General features: G+C 66.1%; 18 protein-coding genes. 17 read left to right on the plus strand and 1 reads right to left on the minus strand.

Annotated elements, in window-relative coordinates; all coding sequences use genetic code 11:
* Window positions 1-136 precede the first annotated feature (136 nt).
* From HUX88_RS25280 to HUX88_RS25320, 10 genes are all read left to right on the plus strand, one after another.
* The gene (locus tag HUX88_RS25280; protein ID WP_176363581.1) at window positions 137-1,717 is read left to right on the plus strand and encodes a flagellin; all 1,581 of its coding nucleotides are present in this window, start codon (window positions 137-139) and stop codon (window positions 1,715-1,717) included.
* Between the two features lie 90 nt (window positions 1,718-1,807).
* A complete protein-coding gene (locus tag HUX88_RS25285; RefSeq protein WP_117011620.1) occupies window positions 1,808-2,197 on the plus strand; it encodes a flagellar protein FlaG in 390 nt (129 codons plus the stop codon).
* Window positions 2,198-2,395: 198 nt separating this feature from the next.
* Complete coding sequence (locus tag HUX88_RS32725; protein WP_373886838.1) at window positions 2,396-3,082, plus strand: flagellar cap protein FliD N-terminal domain-containing protein; 687 nt, start codon at window positions 2,396-2,398, stop codon at window positions 3,080-3,082.
* 6 nt (window positions 3,083-3,088) lie between these two features.
* Window positions 3,089-5,089 (plus strand): flagellar filament capping protein FliD, encoded by a 2,001-nt coding sequence (gene fliD, locus HUX88_RS32730; RefSeq protein WP_373886839.1) that lies wholly within the window; start codon window positions 3,089-3,091, stop codon window positions 5,087-5,089.
* A 28-nt stretch (window positions 5,090-5,117) separates the two neighbouring features.
* Window positions 5,118-5,555: a flagellar export chaperone FliS gene (gene fliS / locus HUX88_RS25295; RefSeq protein ID WP_117011622.1), complete on the plus strand. Its 438-nt coding sequence runs from the start codon at window positions 5,118-5,120 to the stop codon at window positions 5,553-5,555.
* A gap of 3 nt (window positions 5,556-5,558) precedes the next feature.
* Entirely contained in the window at window positions 5,559-5,888 is a 330-nt protein-coding gene (locus HUX88_RS25300) for a flagellar protein FliT (protein WP_117011623.1), read from the plus strand.
* Between the two features lie 14 nt (window positions 5,889-5,902).
* Window positions 5,903-6,514 (plus strand): hypothetical protein, encoded by a 612-nt coding sequence (locus tag HUX88_RS25305; RefSeq protein WP_176363582.1) that lies wholly within the window; start codon window positions 5,903-5,905, stop codon window positions 6,512-6,514.
* A gap of 231 nt (window positions 6,515-6,745) precedes the next feature.
* On the plus strand, window positions 6,746-7,492 hold the full coding sequence (locus HUX88_RS25310) for a flagellar hook-length control protein FliK (RefSeq protein WP_176363583.1): 747 nt from the start codon (window positions 6,746-6,748) through the stop codon (window positions 7,490-7,492).
* Window positions 7,489-7,818: an EscU/YscU/HrcU family type III secretion system export apparatus switch protein gene (locus HUX88_RS25315; protein ID WP_176363584.1), complete on the plus strand. Its 330-nt coding sequence runs from the start codon at window positions 7,489-7,491 to the stop codon at window positions 7,816-7,818. The genes HUX88_RS25310 and HUX88_RS25315 overlap by 4 nt, the downstream gene beginning before the upstream one ends.
* Window positions 7,819-7,826: 8 nt before the next feature.
* Window positions 7,827-8,585, plus strand: a complete 759-nt coding sequence (locus HUX88_RS25320; RefSeq protein WP_117011626.1) for a flagellar brake protein — start codon at window positions 7,827-7,829, stop codon at window positions 8,583-8,585.
* 96 nt (window positions 8,586-8,681) lie between these two features.
* On the opposite strand, the gene fliE is transcribed toward HUX88_RS25320, so the two are convergent.
* The gene (gene fliE / locus HUX88_RS25325) at window positions 8,682-9,026 is read right to left on the minus strand and encodes a flagellar hook-basal body complex protein FliE (protein WP_117011627.1); all 345 of its coding nucleotides are present in this window, start codon (window positions 9,024-9,026) and stop codon (window positions 8,682-8,684) included.
* 228 nt (window positions 9,027-9,254) lie between these two features.
* On the opposite strand from fliE, the gene fliF reads away from it, so the two are divergent.
* Genes fliF through HUX88_RS33375 form a run of 7 tightly spaced genes read left to right on the plus strand, consistent with a single transcriptional unit; the run spans window position 9,255 to window position 16,351 of the window.
* The gene (fliF, locus tag HUX88_RS25330; protein WP_117011628.1) at window positions 9,255-11,009 is read left to right on the plus strand and encodes a flagellar basal-body MS-ring/collar protein FliF; all 1,755 of its coding nucleotides are present in this window, start codon (window positions 9,255-9,257) and stop codon (window positions 11,007-11,009) included.
* Complete coding sequence (fliG, locus tag HUX88_RS25335; protein WP_008451337.1) at window positions 11,002-12,000, plus strand: flagellar motor switch protein FliG; 999 nt, start codon at window positions 11,002-11,004, stop codon at window positions 11,998-12,000. Before fliF ends, fliG begins: the two co-directional genes overlap by 8 nt.
* On the plus strand, window positions 12,000-12,755 hold the full coding sequence (locus tag HUX88_RS25340) for a flagellar assembly protein FliH (protein ID WP_117011629.1): 756 nt from the start codon (window positions 12,000-12,002) through the stop codon (window positions 12,753-12,755). Before fliG ends, HUX88_RS25340 begins: the two co-directional genes overlap by 1 nt.
* Before the next feature lies 1 nt (window position 12,756).
* Complete coding sequence (fliI, locus tag HUX88_RS25345; RefSeq protein WP_117011630.1) at window positions 12,757-14,181, plus strand: flagellar protein export ATPase FliI; 1,425 nt, start codon at window positions 12,757-12,759, stop codon at window positions 14,179-14,181.
* 36 nt (window positions 14,182-14,217) lie between these two features.
* Entirely contained in the window at window positions 14,218-14,658 is a 441-nt protein-coding gene (fliJ, locus tag HUX88_RS25350) for a flagellar export protein FliJ (protein WP_117011631.1), read from the plus strand.
* A gap of 33 nt (window positions 14,659-14,691) precedes the next feature.
* The gene (locus HUX88_RS31910; protein ID WP_217916446.1) at window positions 14,692-15,228 is read left to right on the plus strand and encodes a hypothetical protein; all 537 of its coding nucleotides are present in this window, start codon (window positions 14,692-14,694) and stop codon (window positions 15,226-15,228) included.
* A complete protein-coding gene (locus HUX88_RS33375) occupies window positions 15,137-16,351 on the plus strand; it encodes a flagellar hook-length control protein FliK (protein ID WP_217916447.1) in 1,215 nt (404 codons plus the stop codon). The genes HUX88_RS31910 and HUX88_RS33375 overlap by 92 nt, the downstream gene beginning before the upstream one ends.
* The last annotated feature ends 63 nt before the right edge of the window (window positions 16,352-16,414 follow it).

Below are 16,414 nucleotides of genomic sequence, written 5' to 3' on the forward strand. Positions count from 1 at the left end.
GCTTTTTACCCCTTAATTTTCCCATAGGGCAACCGTTACCAGTTACAACAGCGGTTTGAATGTCTCGGAGCGTGGAGACAGACCAATGGGAACTGAGCATATCGCCGAATCGAAGTATTAAGTCTGGAGAAACATCATGGCACAAGTCATTAACACTAATATTGCATCGCTGAATTCGCAACGTAACCTGACCACGTCGCAAGCCTCGCTGTCGACTTCCCTGCAACGCCTGTCTTCCGGTCTGCGCATCAACAGCGCAAAAGACGACGCCGCCGGCCTGGCGATTTCCGAGCGCTTCACCTCGCAAATTCGCGGCAATACCACGGCTGCACGTAACGCCAACGACGGCATCTCGCTGGCGCAAACGGCCGAGGGTGGCTTGAGCACCGCAGGCGATCTGCTGCAGCGTATCCGCGAACTGGCAGTCCAGTCCGCCAACGGCACTAACTCGGATTCGGACCGCAAGTCGATCCAGAACGAGGTGTCGGCACTGTCGGGTGAGCTTGATCGCGTCGCCACGTCGACCCAGTTCAACGGCCAGAACGTGCTGGACGGTTCGCTGACTTCGGCCCAGTTCCAGGTCGGCGCCAACTCGGGTCAAACCATCAACATCGGCGTGCAGTCGGCCAAGGCCACGGACATCGGCAACAATACGCTGTCGGCCAACTTCAACAATGGCGGCACACTCACGCTGTCGGACGCAACCGCCGCCGGTGCCCAGACCGCCGGTCATCTGGCCAATAACCAAGCTGCCGACACACTGAACCTCACCTCCGGTAGCGGCATTGCTACCAATGTCAGCATTGCCGCCGGCGACTCCGCCAAAAAGATCGCAGCCAGCGTCAACGCATTGTCGAACCAGAGCGGTGTCAGCGCGACGGCCAGCACCAGCGCCACCATCTCCGGCTTGACTGCCGCAGGCGTCGGCGATGGCTCGCTACAATTCTCCTTGCGCGGCGACAACTCGCTGGAAAATGATCCCAACTCGACCGCCGTCACCATCTCGGCCAAGGTCAAGGGTGGCGACCTGTCGGCAGTGGCGCAGGCAGTCAATGCCCAATCCGGCACCACCGGCATTTCGGCCAGCATCAAGACCAACAGCTCCACAGGCGTCAAGGAATTGCAGCTGACCAATGCGTCCGGTGCCGACATCGAGATCCTCAACACCAACGCCGCCAGCGACGACCTGCTGTCCAAAGGCACCACCAACATCCGTGGCACCGACCAGCCAGCCGTGGGCAGCACCGCTGCCCAAGTAGCAAGCAACACGGCTGGGTTTGCCAAAGACACCGCCGTAACCGTTGGCGGCAAACTGAACTTCTCGTCCGACACCGGCTTCACCATCGCCTCGACGGCCGGCACCGCGACCATCGTCAACGGTGCCACCGGTTCGGACCTGCAATCGGTAGCCAAGGTAGACGTGTCGACCGTGGACGGCGCCAACAAGGCCCTGAAAACCATTGACTCGGCCCTGAACCAGATCAACAGCAACCGCGCTGCACTGGGTGCGATCCAGAACCGTTTCGCTTCGACCATCTCGAACCTGAACACGACGACGGAGAACTTGTCCGCTTCGCGTAGCCGGATTCAAGATACCGACTTCGCGTCGGAAACGGCCAACCTGACCCGCGGCCAGATCCTGCAACAAGCTGGTACCGCCATCCTGGCCCAGGCCAACTCGCTGCCGAACGGCGTGCTGTCCCTGCTGCGTGGCTAAAATCCGGGGAGGAGTTGATGCAGTAAGGTCACTCTGACTAGGTTCCCCGGCTGATTTATTCAGTCGGGGATTTTTCACAAAGGAAGCATCATGACTATCGATACCATCGGCTCGGCCACGCAGGCCCGCCCAGTAGACCGCCCGGCCAACGCCGCTGGCGGCGATGTCGCTGCGCAGGGTGCCGTGCGCGCGCCGGCCACTGCCGTGGAAACGGCGGCCGCCGTCAAAGGCCCGGCCAACGTGCCGACACTGGAGCAGGTCAACCACGCCGTGTCGCAGTTGAACAAGTCGGCGCAGGCCAAGTCGCAAGGCCTGGAATTTTCGGTCGACAGCGACACCAAGCGCACTGTGGTCAAGGTGATCGACCAGACCACCAAGGAAGTGCTGCGCCAGATTCCCTCGCCTGAGGCGTTAGAAATCGCCAAATCGCTGGAGTCCAAGTCCAGCAACTCCGGCTTGCTGATCCAGCAAACCGCCTGAAGCGGCCGCGCTTGCGCGCGCCGCTTTTTCTCCACGCATGGCATCCTGACACCGGGAGCGCCTGTCCACTGCCCCGTCACATCCTCTCCGCTGCCCGTTTTTTCAGCTTTGCCTGAACTGGCAGGTATTCTCCCCTCTCAAGTCCGGTTTGATTCTGCCGATATTGTCTTATATTATTGTTTTACTTAGGAGCACATCGTGGGCATCTCTTCAGCGGGCATCGGATCTGGCCTCAAAGTCGACGACATCGTCAGCAAGCTGATGGCGGTTGAGTCGCAGCCACTGGCAGATTACGACAAAAAGTCGGCCAGTTACCTGTCCCAGGTGTCCGCGTTCGGCAATCTGTCTGGCGCGCTGGGCAGCTTCCAGGGGGTGCTGTCGGGACTGACCTCGGTGTCGAGCTTCCAGACACTGGTGAGCACCCCCAGCGATGCCACCGTGATGACCGCCACCGCGAGCAGCACCGCGCAGCCAGGTACGTATCGCGTCAACATCAACCAGCTCGCGCAGGCCCAGACGCTGGCCTCCGGCGGCTACAAAACCACCACGGCAGCGATTGGCCTAGGGGCCAAGACCACGATCAACTTCTCGCTCGGCACCGTCAGCGGCGGCAGCTTCGGCATCACCGGTACCCAGTTGGGCGCCAGCCTGTCGAGCGGCGGCCTGTCTCCGGGCTCGCTGAGCATCAACAACACCGTCATCGCTAGCGACGGCACCACCCGCAGCGCGCGCTTGCTGGCCGACGCCATCAACGCCAAGAGCACCACCACCGGCGTCTCCGCCAAGGCCGCGCCCACCGTCACCAACGCCGCGCTGTTCGGCGCCGCCGGCGCTTCCACTTTCGGCAATATCGATACCAGCGCCGGCGGCACCTATGCGGGCTGACCGTCGGTGGCGTGGAAATCGCCGCCCAGGCGACCGGGCGTCGCCGGCGGCGGCGCAGGAGGTCGGCGCCGCCTCGATCGATGCGGCGCTAACCGGCAACACCGCCGTCACCCCGCGCGCTGGCCGACGCCAACATCACCGTCACCGGCGACCGCCGCCGCCGGCACGCTGCAGTTCACCAACGCCGACGGCAGCAACATCGCCATCGCCGAGGCCGTGACCGGCTCCGTCACCGGCGGCATCGGCAACAGCGGCACGGCCAATATCGGCTCCAGCACAACGGCAGTCGGCTCGATCTCGCTGGTCTCGGCCGACGGCAGCCCGATCACCATCGGCGGCACCAATCCGGCCGGCGCCGGCTTGACGGCCGGCGTCGGCGGTGCCTATCTGGGCGCCGGCTTCACCGCCGATTCGACGCGTACCAGTGGCAACATCGTCATTGACAGCAGCAACAATACGCTGCAGGGCATCATGGCCGCGATCAACAAGGGCGGCTTCGGCGTCACCGCGAGCATCGTCTCGGACGGCTCCACGGGCACCAACGCCACCCCCAACCACCTGATCCTGACCTCGACCGCGACAGGCGTCACCTCGACCATGAAGATCACGCTGGCCGGGTCCGGCGGCAATCCACCGGACCCTGATCTGGTCTCGTTGCTGGGCTACGATCCGGGCGGCGTGCAGAACCTGAGCCAAAAATCGGCAGCGGCCGATACGCTGGCCACTGTAAACGGCATTGCCGTCACCAGCTCCAGCACCAGCATCGGCGGTGCGATCGCCGGCGTCAGTATCAGCGCGCTCAAGGTCGGCAGCTCGACGCTGTCGGTGAGCAAAGACAGCGGTTCCCTCACAACTGCGGTCAGCGGTTTTGTCAAGGCGTACAACGACTTGACCAACCAGATCAAGCAGTTGGGCGGTTACGATCCCGATACCAAGACCGGCGGCCCACTGCTGGGCGATCCGACCCTGCGCAATCTGCAAGCCTCGATCCGACGCCAGCTCGGTACCTCGATCACCGGGCTGCAAGGCACCAGCCTGACCAATCTGTCGCAGATCGGCATCTCGTTCCAGAAAGACGGCTCGCTGACGTTGGACAATTCCAAGCTGCAAAAGGCCATCACCAACAACTTCAATGACATCGCCGGCCTGTTCGCGGCGGTTGGCCATGGCAGCGATCCCGATGTCAAGTTTGCCAGTTCCGGCACCAATACCAAGGCCGGCGACTATGCGATCAACATCACCCAACTGGCAACGCAGGGCACGCTGCAGGGCACTAATGCGCTGCCGGCCGAAACCGTGATCGATGCGGACACCACCTGGACCGTGACGCTGAACGACACCTCGCCGCCGACGCTGGCCAACACCGCCACCATCTCCCTGCCGGCCGGCAGCTACAATCCCAGCCAGCTGGCCACATTGCTGCAATCGTCGATCAACGGCGTCAGCGCGTTTTCCAACGCCGGCGCCACCGTTACTGCCACCGTCGGTGACGACGGCAAGCTCAAGCTCGCCTCGACCAATTATGGTTCGAAGTCGAACATCCATATCGCCACGGCTACCGGCACCGATATTTCGGCCGTCTTCGGCACCGGCACCTCAGTCGATGGCCTGGACGTGGCCGGCACTATCGGCGGCTACACCGCCACCGGCAGCGGCCAGACCCTGACCGGCTCACCAGGAGCACCGGTCGACGGCCTGAAGCTGACCATCACCGGCGACGCCGTCGGTTCACGCGGCAGTTTCGGCTTCTCCCAAGGCTACGCCTACCAGCTCAACTCGCTGGCGGCCGGCTACCTGGGCGCCAAGGGCGCGATCACCAGCCGCACCACCGGTCTGAACAATTCAGTCAAAGACATCGCCAAGCAGAAGGACGCGTTCGCCTCCCGCCTGACCGATATCGAAGCGCGCTACCGCGCACAGTACACAGCGCTCGACACGTCGATCGCCAGCATGAATACCACCGCGTCATTCTTGACGCAACAGTTCGCGGCTATGGCCAAGCAATAGCCGCTGACGCTTTAACAGGAGACAGAGTATGTTCGGATCGCGACAAACTGGCGTGCACGCCTATGCCAAGGTTGGCATGGAAACCGGCGTGGTGGCCGCCAGTCCTCACAAGCTGATCGTCATGCTGTTCGACGGCGCCCTGGTGGCGCTGAGCAGCGCGCTGAACGGCATGCGCAACGGCGACATCGGCGAGAAAGGCAAATCGATCTCCAAGGCCATCATGATCATCGACAGCGGCCTGCGCGCCGCGCTCGACAAGAAGGCCGGCGGCGACATCGCCGAGGGCCTGGACGCGCTGTACGAATACATGAGCGCGCGCCTGCTGACGGCCAACCTGAACAACGACCCGGCGATCCTGGAGGAAGTGCAGCGCCTGCTGACCGAATTGCGCGACGCCTGGAACGCCATTGCCGACACCCCCGCCGCCACCGGCATCCGCCCCACCACCAATCTCGCGAGCGCCTGATTCATGATGACCAGCCAAGATATCCTTTCCGTGTACGCCGCCATGGCCGACCTGACCGAACAGATGGTGCAGGCCGCCACGCGCAGCGACTGGGACCAGTTGGTGCTGCTGGAGCAGCGTTGCGCCGCGCACGTGCAGGCGCTGCGCGAGCAGGAGCCGGCCCAGCCGATGCAGGGCGCCGAGCGCGAACGCAAGATCAGCCTGATCCGCCAGATGCTCAACGCCGACCGCCAGATCCGCGACCTGACCATGCCGTGGATGGCGCAACTGTCCAAACTGATCAACTCCACCGGCACTGAACGGCGCGTGATTAACGCCTACGGCAGCGTCTAAAGCAGGGGCGCGCCATGATGCCGCCAGCGGTCACCATCTTGCCGGTCGGCCCGGCGGCCGGCGTCGGCGGCGCCGCGCCGGTGGGCGACGGCCGCCAGGCGGCCTTCCAGCGCGCGCTGCAAAGCCTGGTCGGACAACCTGTCACGGCCGAGGTGCTGTCCAAGTACAACGACGGCAGCTTCCTGGTCCGCGTGGCCGACAACGCCGTGCGCATGATGCTGCCGCCGGACGTGCAGGTGGGCGCCGACGTGCCGCTGACCGTGCTCACGGCCAGCCCCCGCCCCACCTTCCAGCTCGCGAACAATCCCCCCGGCAGCTCGGCCACGGTGGTCTACGGCGACACCGCCGAAGCCGACCCCGGCCTCTATTCCCCCACCCTGCCGTCGCAGGACGCGCCGGCCACCGTGCCGGGCTCGCCCCGGCAACCCGCCGGCAGCGCCCCGGGCCAGCCGGCCACGCCGGGCGCGGCCGATGCCGATGCCGGCGTGCCGGCGGAAGCGGACGGCGTGCCGGGCCAGCCCAAGCCGGGCACACCGGCAGCCGGCAATGCGGCCAGCCCTGCCACGGGTGCCACGCAAGCCGGCGCCGCAGCCAGCAGCCGGGGCGGCCGGCGCGCAGGCCGCTGATCAGCAGGCCGCCGATCAGCAGGCCGCGCAAACATCGGGCCGTCCACCATCACCCTGCAGGCGGCCGGCGCCGCGACACCTGCCGCGAATCTGCCGGGCGCGTGGCGACACCGCCGCCGGCGCTGCAAAGCCCGCCAGCGCCGCAGCCCAGGCCGGCGTGCGGCCACGGCGCGCCAAGCGGCGGCGCGCGCCCCGGCCGGCGCCGTCAAGCCGCAAAGCCTGGCCGCCACGATGTTGGGCAAGGCGCCGCTGACGCCGGCCAACGAACTGCCCGACCTCGACCCCAACACGCCGCAAGCCACGCTGAGCAACACGGCCCGCCTGCTGACCACCGTGCTCAGCGCGGCGCAGAGCGGCGGTGCCGCGCAACTGGCGCTGGTCGGCAAGAACGCGCTGTTCGGCAACGCCGCGCCGCCCACCGAACAGCTGGCGCAAAAGCTGCAGGACACCATCTCGCAAAGCGGCCTGTTCTATGAATCGCATGTCACCGAATGGGCCAAGGGCGAGCGCACCCTGCCCGAGCTGATGCGCGAGCCGCAGATGCAGCGCATGCTGCAAGGCGGCGAGAACGCGGCGCGCGCCGCCGCCAGCGGTCCCGACTTGAGCGCGGCGCAGCTGATCAACCAGCAACTGCACACGCACGAGCAGGGCCGGGTGCAGTGGAACGGCGAAGCCTGGCCGGGCCAGCCGATGCAGTGGGAGATCCGCCGCGAGCAGCGCGAAGGCCGCCAGGACCAGGGCGGCGCCGACGGCGAGCCCGAGCAGATCTGGCGCAGCGGCGTGCGCTTCCGCTTCCCGATGCTGGGGGCGGTGTCGGCGTCGGTCACGCTGATCGGTGGGCAGGTGCATATCCAGGTGCAAGCCGACGACGGCGGCACCGCCGACACCTTGCGCGCCTACGCCGGCCAGCTGGAACAGGCGATGGAGGCGGCCGGCGCGCCGCTGTCGTCGCTGACCATCGCGCAGGAATCGCTATGACCGAAGACCTGCCGCGCCGTCCGCTGCAGCAGGCGGTGGCCCTGACCTACGAGACCGGCGCGCCGGCGCCCAAGGTGGTGGCCAAGGGCCGCGGGCTGGTGGCCGAGCAGATCATCAGCGTGGCGCTGGAGGCCGGCGTGTTCATCCACGAGTCCAAGGAACTTGTCTCTTTGTTGATGGATGTTGACCTTGATCAACAGATTCCCCCGACGCTGTACCGGACGATTGCGGAACTATTAGCGTGGCTATATCATATTGAATCAGCGCAAAAGTCCGGGCTGCCGCTGCCGGCGGCGCCCGACAGCATCCCTCTTACAGAAATTTGACGCGAACGATGTACCCACACTTTCAGGATGCGGAATTGGAAAACTGGCACGATTTTGAAGTCGAATCACGGAAGGAAATCACCTCCCTGCTGCGCGGTATCGGCGAAAAAAACCAGTTGATCCGCATGCTGATCCAAGGCGAGGCCGACGTCTGCGTGACCTCCATCCTGGAAGTGGACGAGCCGCACAACACCGTCTACCTGGACTGCTCGATCGACCGCGAGCAGAACAAGCGCATCCTGGCGTCGCGCCGGCTGTCGTTCGAGACCACGCTGGACAAGGTACGCATCCTGTTCGCCGCCGACCGCATCGAGGCGGCCACCTGGCAGGGCAACCCGGCGTTCAAGATCGCCGTGCCGCCGACGCTGATCCGGCTGCAGCGGCGCGAGTACTACCGCATCTCGACGCCGGTGACCAATCCGGTGCGGGTGCTGATCCCGCTGCCGGACGAGCTGGGCGGCAACACCACCTTCCCGCTAGCCGACATCAGCTGCGGCGGCATCGCCATCCTCGACAACAAGATGATGCTGGGCGACGCCATCGGCCGCAACTACGCGGACTGCCGCATCGACCTGCCGGAGATCGGCCAGGTGGCGACGTCGCTCCAGATCCGCAACTCGCTGGACCTGACCCTGCTCAACAACAAGACCAACCGGCGGCTGGGGTGCGAGTTCGTCGGCATCTCGCGCGGCATGCTGTCGTACGTGCAGCGCTACATCACCAAGCTGGAACGCGAACGCAACGCCCGCATCGCCGGCCTGATTTGAAGTTGCTTCAACAACATTTAGCCAAAGACATTGACACGCTGTAACGCCCGCGCTACGGCAGAGCTCGTGTCCGAATGTCAGACTTGACCCCAAATTTCAAACCTGCATGTTCATGATGTCGTGGTAGGCTGACACCAGCTTGTTGCGCACCTGGATGGTGGCCTGGAAGTTGATGCTGGCTTTCTGCATCGACACCATCATGTCCGACAGGCTGACGCTGTCGTCCCCCATCGCGAATTTCTTGCCCATGTCGTCGGCCTGCACCTGGCTGGCGTTGACGCCGTCCAGTGCGTTCTTCAAGGCGTCGGAAAACTCCACCTTGGCGGCCGGCGCCGGCTCGGTCTTGATCACCGGCGGCGTCAGCCCCGGACGCGTGGCGTGCGCCTTCAACTGGGCAATCATGGCCTGGATCTGGCTGCCGTCAATTCCACCTGTTTTCATCTCACACTCCCATCTTGTTGCTGTCGTGGAACAAATTTCCGCGACATGGCCGGGCGCGGCGTTACAATACGGCACGGCTCTATCAGTGCTGACAGAATACCAAGGCCATGACCAGCTCCCTTGGCCGAGCAGGACCGTAAACGGCGCTCTGTTTGGCCGATTGATTTGCCCGCAGTCGCGCAATAATGGCTCATTCTCTCTAGAACCACGCACCGGAAAACTATCATCATGGCCGTAGCCGAACCACTCGACAACGACACAGCAGCAGCCGACGCCGCCGATGACGGTGCCGAGAAGCTGCCCTTCATCCAGACCCCGATGGGCCGCAATTTCCTGCGCGCGGCCGGCGCGGCGGCCATCGTGGCCATCCTGCTCGGCCTGTGGCTGTGGAACAAGCCGCCCGAGTACGGCGTGCTGTTCTCCAACTTCACCGACCGCGACGGCGGCGCCATCACGGCCGAGCTGGACAAGCTCAACGTCAAGCACAAGTTTTCCGAGAACGGCACCGCCATCCTGGTGCCGACCGACCAGGTGCACGATATCCGCCTGAAACTGGCGGCCCAGGGCCTGCCCAAGGGCGGCAACGTCGGCTTCGAGCTGATGGAGAACCAGAAGCTGGGCGTGTCCCAGTTCCTCGAACAGGTCAACTACCAGCGCGCGCTGGAGGGCGAGCTGGCGCGCTCGATCCAGTCGCTGGCCGCGATCGAGAACGCCCGCGTCCACCTGGCGCTGCCCAAGCCGTCCGTGTTCGTGCGCGACCAGCAGAAGCCGACCGCCTCGGTCATCGTAACCTTGCATCCGAACCGTCAGCTCGATCCGTCCCAGACCGCCGCCATCGTCCACCTGGTCGCCTCCAGCGTGCCGGAACTGCTGCCGGCCAACGTCAGCGTCATCGACCAGGCCGGCAACCTGATCTCCGAGCAGAACAAGAACGGCAACGGCGGCCTCAACGCCAAGAACATGGACGAGACCCAGCTCAAGTATGTCAAGGACATGCAGCTGCAGGTCATCAAGCAGGTCGAATCGATCATCATCCCCATCGTCGGCGAGGGCAATGTGCGCGCCGAGGCCACCGCCGACGTCGACTTCGCCCAGATCGAGCAGGCCGCCGAGACCTACAAGCCGAACTCGCCGCCGGCCGCCTCGGCCATCCGCAGCCAGCAGAGCAGCGAAACCAACGGCAACAACGGCGCCACCAATCCGGGCGGCATCCCGGGCGCGCTGTCGAACCAGCCCCCGGGCACGGCCACCGCGCCGCTGACCCAGACCGCCGGCTCGCCGACCGGCACCGCGCCGGCCCCGGGCACGCCGCCGGGCGCGGCCTCCAACACCACGGCCACCGGCCCGAGCCACAAGGAATCGACCACCAACTACGAAGTCGACAAGACCGTGCGCTACGAGCAGCGCGGCATGGGCGGCCTGCGCCGCCTGACGGTGGCGGTGGTGGTCAACTACAAGCGCATCATCGGCAAGGATGGCAAAGTCACCATCAAGGCCTATACTCCAGAAGAGATGGTCAAGATCAACGACCTGGTCAAGCAGGCCATGGGCTACAACCAGGACCGCGGCGACGCCGTCAGCGTGGCCAATTCGCCGTTCGACGGCGTCGACAAGCCGTTCGAGCCGCCGCCGGAGTGGTGGCGCGATCCGGCCAACCTGCCGATGGCCAAGGACCTGGCGAAGTTCCTGATCACCGCGCTGATCCTGCTGTACATCGTGATGCGTATCGTCAAGCCGATGATGCGGCCGGTGTTCAAGAAGATCGACGAGATCAACGCGCCGGAGCCGGAACCGGAAGAGCCGGAGGAGATCGTCGAGGAAGGCCCGGACGAGGCCCTCATCGCCGAGGAAGAGCTGCGCAAGATGGAAGAAAACACCGCGCGCGGCTATCGCGAAAACCTGGCCATGGCCAAGAAACTGGCAACCGAGGATCCGCGCATCGTTGCCAACGTGATCAAAGAATGGATAGGCGCAAATGACTGAGAATACCGGACTGCAAAAGGCCGCCATCCTGATGCTGGCGATGGGCGAGAGCGAGGCCGCCGAGGTGATGAAGTTCCTCGGCCCGCGCGAGGTGCTCAAGCTGGGCGCCGCCATGGCGACCATGAAGAACGTGCCCCACGAGGAAGTGGTGGGCACGCTGGACAACTTCCGCGACATGGTCGCGGCCGCCTCCACCGTGGGCCTGGATTCGGACGAGTACATCCGCCAGGTGCTGACCAAGGCGCTGGGCGACGACAAGGCCTCGGTGCTGCTGTCGCGCATCCTGGGCGGCAAGGACGCGTCCGGCATCGAGTCGCTGAAGTGGATGGATTCGCAATCCGTGGCCGAGCTGATCCGCAACGAGCACCCGCAGATCATCGCCACCATCCTGGTCCACCTGGAGCGCGACCAGGCTTGCGAAATCCTCGGCCACTTCACCGACCGCCTGCGCAACGACGTGGTGCTGCGCATCGCCACGCTGGACGGCGTGCAGCCGGCCGCGCTGCGCGAGCTGAACGACGTGCTGACCAAGCTGTTGTCGGGCAACGAGAACATCAAGAAATCGTCGCTGGGCGGCGTGCGCGCGGCGGCCGAGATCCTCAACTTCATGTCCGGCGAGCAGGAAGGCTCGGTCATGGACAACATCAAGAACTACGACAACGACATGGCCCAGAAGATCATGGACGAAATGTTCGTGTTCGACAACCTGATCGATATCGACGACCGCGGCATCCAGCTGCTGTTGCGCGAGGTGCAGTCCGAAATGCTGATCATCGCCTTGAAGGGCGCGTCGCAGGAGCTGCGCGACAAGATCTTCAAGAACATGTCGGCCCGTGCGTCGGAAATGATGCGCGAAGACCTGGAATCGAAGGGTCCCGTGCGCCTGTCCGAAGTGGAAACCCAGCAGAAGCAGATTCTGCAGATCGTCCGCCGCCTGGCCGACGAAGGCCAGATCGTGCTTGGCGGTAAAGGTGAGGATTCCTTCGTCTAATGTCTCTGTTACCTAAAGAACAGCAGTCGGCGTTCCAGCGCTGGGAGATGACCTCGTTCGGCGACGAGCGCCCCAGCGTGATGGCGCTGCGCGAAGCCGAGCAGCGCGAGCGCGACGCCGAACAGGCGCGCCTGGACGCCGAGCAGCGCGTGCAGGAAGCGTTGATGGAGCAGCAGGAGGCGCTGGAAATGGGCCCGCCGCTGCCGCCGCCGATGGAATACCCCACCGTCGAGGAGCTCGAAGCGATCCGCGAGGAAGCCCGCAAGGACGGCTACGACGAAGGCCACGCGGCCGGCCACGCCGACGCCCTCGCGGCCGGCAAGCTGGTCACGGACCAGGAGCTGGAGCACGTGCGCGCCATCGCCGCCAACTTCAGCAACTCCCTGCACGATGCCGACCAGCTGATCGCCAACGACGTGCTGGAACTGGCGCTGCAGCTGGCCAAGGGCATGCTGAAGAACGCCTTCCAGGTCAAGCCCGAGCTGATCCTGCCCATCGTGCGCGAAGCCATCGAATACCTGCCGGTGCTGCAACAGCCGGCGCTGCTGGTGCTGCATCCCGACGACGCCGCCGTGGTGCGCGCCGGCATCGGCGAAGAGCTCGACAAGGGCGGCTGGCGCGTGGTCGAGGACCCGCAGGTCGGCCGCGGCGGCTGCAAGGTCGATACCGCCAGCAACCAGATCGACGCCACCGCCGCCGCGCGCTGGCAGCGCCTGAGCCACGCGCTCGGCAAAGAAGTGGACTGGCTGGCCTGACATGGACGCCGACGCTCCCATCGCTCCACCCGCCCCCGCCAGCCCGCACGCCGGCCGCTGGAAATCCTATCTGCACGACTGCGCCGCGCTGGTCGGCTTCGTCGAGCCGATGCAGGTGTCGGGCCGCGTCACCCGCGTGGCCGGACTGGTGATGGAGGCGGTCGGCCTGCGCCTGGCCGTGGGCGCCGCCTGCACCGTGCCGCTGCCGTCCGGCGGCAAGATCGAGGCCGAAGTGGTCGGCTTCGAGGGCGAAAAACTGTTCCTGATGCCGCAAAGCGATGTCGAGGGCGTGGTGCCCGGCACCCGCGTGTTCCCGGTCGAGCCGGCCATTCCCCGGCCCGGCACCGTCAACCATCCGCGCCGCCGCCCCAGCGACCGCGCGCGCCACCTGCCGGTCGGCCCCGAACTGCTGGGCCGTGTGCTGGACGGCGCCGGCCGCCCGCTCGACAACCTGGGCCCGCTGCACGCCAGCGACAGCGCCCCCATCAACACCCGCCCCGCCAACCCGCTGGGCCGCGCGCCGATCACCGAGACGCTGGACGTGGGCGTGCGCTCGATCAACGCCATGCTGACCGTCGGCCGTGGCCAGCGCATGGGCCTGTTCGCCGGCTCCGGCGTCGGCAAGTCGGTGCTGCTGGGGATGATGGCGCGCTACACCGAGGCCGACATCATCGTGGTCGGCCTGATCGGCGAGCGGGGCCGCGAGGTCAAGGAATTCATCGAGCAGATCCTGGGCGAGGAAGGCCTGGCCCGCTCCGTGGTCGTGGCGGCCCCGGCCGACACGCCGCCGCTGATGCGCCTGCAAGGCGCGGCCTACGCCACCGCGATCGCCGAGCACTTCCGCGACAAAGGCCAGAACGTGCTGCTGATCATGGATTCGCTGACCCGCTACGCGATGGCGCAACGCGAGATCGCGCTGGCCATCGGCGAGCCGCCGGCCACCAAGGGCTATCCGCCGTCGGTGTTCGCCAAGCTGCCGATCCTGGTCGAACGGGCCGGCAACGGCGAGATGGGCGGCGGCTCGATCACCGCCTTCTACACCGTGCTGACCGAGGGCGACGACCAGCAGGATCCGATCGCCGACTCCGCGCGCGCCATTCTCGACGGCCACATCGTGCTCAACCGCCGCCTGGCCGAGGCCGGCCACTACCCCGCCATCGACATCGAACAGTCGATCAGCCGGGCCATGCACTCGATCACCTCGCCCGAGCACCAGACCCGCTCGCGCCACCTGAAGCAGCTGTTCTCGCGCTATGAGCGCAGCCGCGACCTGATCAGCGTCGGCGCCTACGCGCCCGGCAGCGATCCGGTGCTCGACCAGGCCATCCAATTGCACGACCGGATAGAGAATTTCCTCCAGCAGCAAATCACCGAACGGGTGACCATGGGCGAGAGCTTGGCCCAACTTACCTCTCTATTCGACTGATTGACGCCGGCAACCGCCACCTATAATTGACGCATCATGGCTTCCAAAGCGCAACTTGAAACACTGATGGACCTGGCGCGCCGGGAAACCGACGACGCCGCCAAGCGGCTGGGCGCTTCGCTCAAGGCCGTGGACGAGGCCAAGCAAAAGCACCAGATGCTGGTCGGCTATCGCGAGGAGTATGCGAAACGCTTCGAGGCGGCGCAGCAGGCCGGCATCACGCCCATGGCCTACCGCAATTTCCAGGCTTTCATGGAGAAGCTGGACGTGGCGGTCAAGGGCCAGCAGGACATGATCAAGCATGCCGAGTACCGCAGCGAGCAGGAAAAGGCCGCCTGGCAGGCCAGCGAACGCAAGCGCATGTCCTACTCCACCCTGAACGACCGGGCGGACGCCGAGGCGCTCAAGCTGGAAAACAAGCGCGACCAGAAGCAGATGGACGAACACGCAGCACGGCAGGCGTATTACAAACGCTGACATTCAGACGCAACCAACCGATACGGCGCGATCATGCAAACCCAGAATCTCCAAATTCCCACTCTGAACGCCAATGCGGTGGCGGCGCCCAAGGTCAACCTGAATCTGAACGCCGGCGGCGGCGACAATTCCTTCCAGCGCGCCCTGTCGCGCGAGATGGACCAGCGCCAGGCCGGCAACGCCAGCAACGGCCCCGCCATCGTCGCCAAGGCGCCCGAGCGCCCCGCCGCCTCGCGCCCGTCCGCGTCCAAGCCGGCCGAGCAGGCCAAGCCCGCCCAATCCCAGAATCAGCAGGCCGACGCGGCAGACAACCAGGCCGTCGCCAAAAGTGACAGCCAGCCGGCCCCCGCCGCGCCCGCCACGGCCAAGAACAACAGCAAGGACAGCAACGCCAGCGCGGACGAGTCCGCAGCCAGCGCGGCCAGCGATGCGCAAGCCGCCGCCCAGGCCGATCCGGTGGCCGACATGCTGGCCCCTGGTGGCCGCCTTCAATCAACCGGCGGCGCCGGCCGCCGCACCGGTCGCCAGCGCCGCCGACGCCTTCGGCAGGCAGTGCGGCCGGCGCCGTGAGCGCCGCCGCCCTGGCCCGCCGAAGCCGCCGCTGCGGCAGCCGCGACAGCCGCCTCCGCAGCAGCAGCCGGCGCCGACGACACGGGCCACCACCGCCGTGGACACCAACGCCACCGCCGCCCTGCCCGCCGCCGCCACGCTGGATGCCGACACGCTGAAAACCGCCCAGGCCGGCGCGGATGCCAATGCCGCCACCGATTTCAAGGCCGCCCTGACAAAAGCCGGCTCGGCCGCGCAAACAGCCGCCGACGCGGCCGCAGCAGCAGCCAAGGCCGCAGCCAGCACCACGGCAGGCGCCACCGTCGCCGCTGCGGCCACTGCGGTCAAGTCCGCCGTCACCGACAACAAGCCGGTCAGCGCGGTGCCGGACGGCCCGATCGTCGACACCCTGTCCGACACCACAGACGCCGCGCCCGCCACGCCGGCCGAACCGGCCGCCCCGATCAAGGTCGGCCCCGGCATGGAAAAACCGGCCGACGTGGCCCACGCCACGCCGCGCCAGTCCGATCCGCTGCAGCCCGTGTTCAACGGCAAGAGCACCCAGCCGACCGAGGCGGCGCCGGTGCTGAAGGAAGCCGCCCCGGCAATCACCATCGCGCCGAGCGCGCAATCGGCGCTGGAGGCGGCCAAGGCGGCCGTCACCGCCGTGCCGACGGACAAGCTCAGCAGCCGCGTCGGCACCCAGGCCTGGGACCAGCAACTGGGTCAAAAAATCATCTTCATGGCGGCCGGCGGCGAGCAGAGCGCCACCATGGAATTGAATCCGCCCGACCTTGGCCCGCTGCAGGTCGTGCTGAGCGTGAACAAGGACCAGGCCACCGCCGCCTTCAGCTCGGCCACGCCGGAAGTGCGCCAGGCGCTCGAAGCGGCCATGCCCAAGCTGCGCGAGATGATGAGCGAGGCCGGCATCCAGCTGGGCAACGCCACCGTCTCGGCCGGCATGTCTGACCAAAACAACGGCTTCAACCAGCAGGCCGGCTCGGCGCAGCACAGCGGCGGCCACGGCGGCGGCGGCCGTTCCGGCGCCAGCTTCGGCGGCGACAGCGGCGGCAGCGTGGACGTGCCGCGCAGCGCCCCGCCGGCGCGCCGCGTGCCGGCCGGCGCGGTCGACACCTTCGCCTGATCCCCTGCGGCCGCGACAAAAACCGGGACCGGCCACCCAGCCTTCCCGGTTTTGTTGTTTGTT

Origin of the sequence: Duganella sp. BJB1802 (genome assembly GCF_013369445.1) — a bacterium.
GTDB lineage: Bacteria > Pseudomonadota > Gammaproteobacteria > Burkholderiales > Burkholderiaceae_D > Rugamonas > Rugamonas vulcania_A.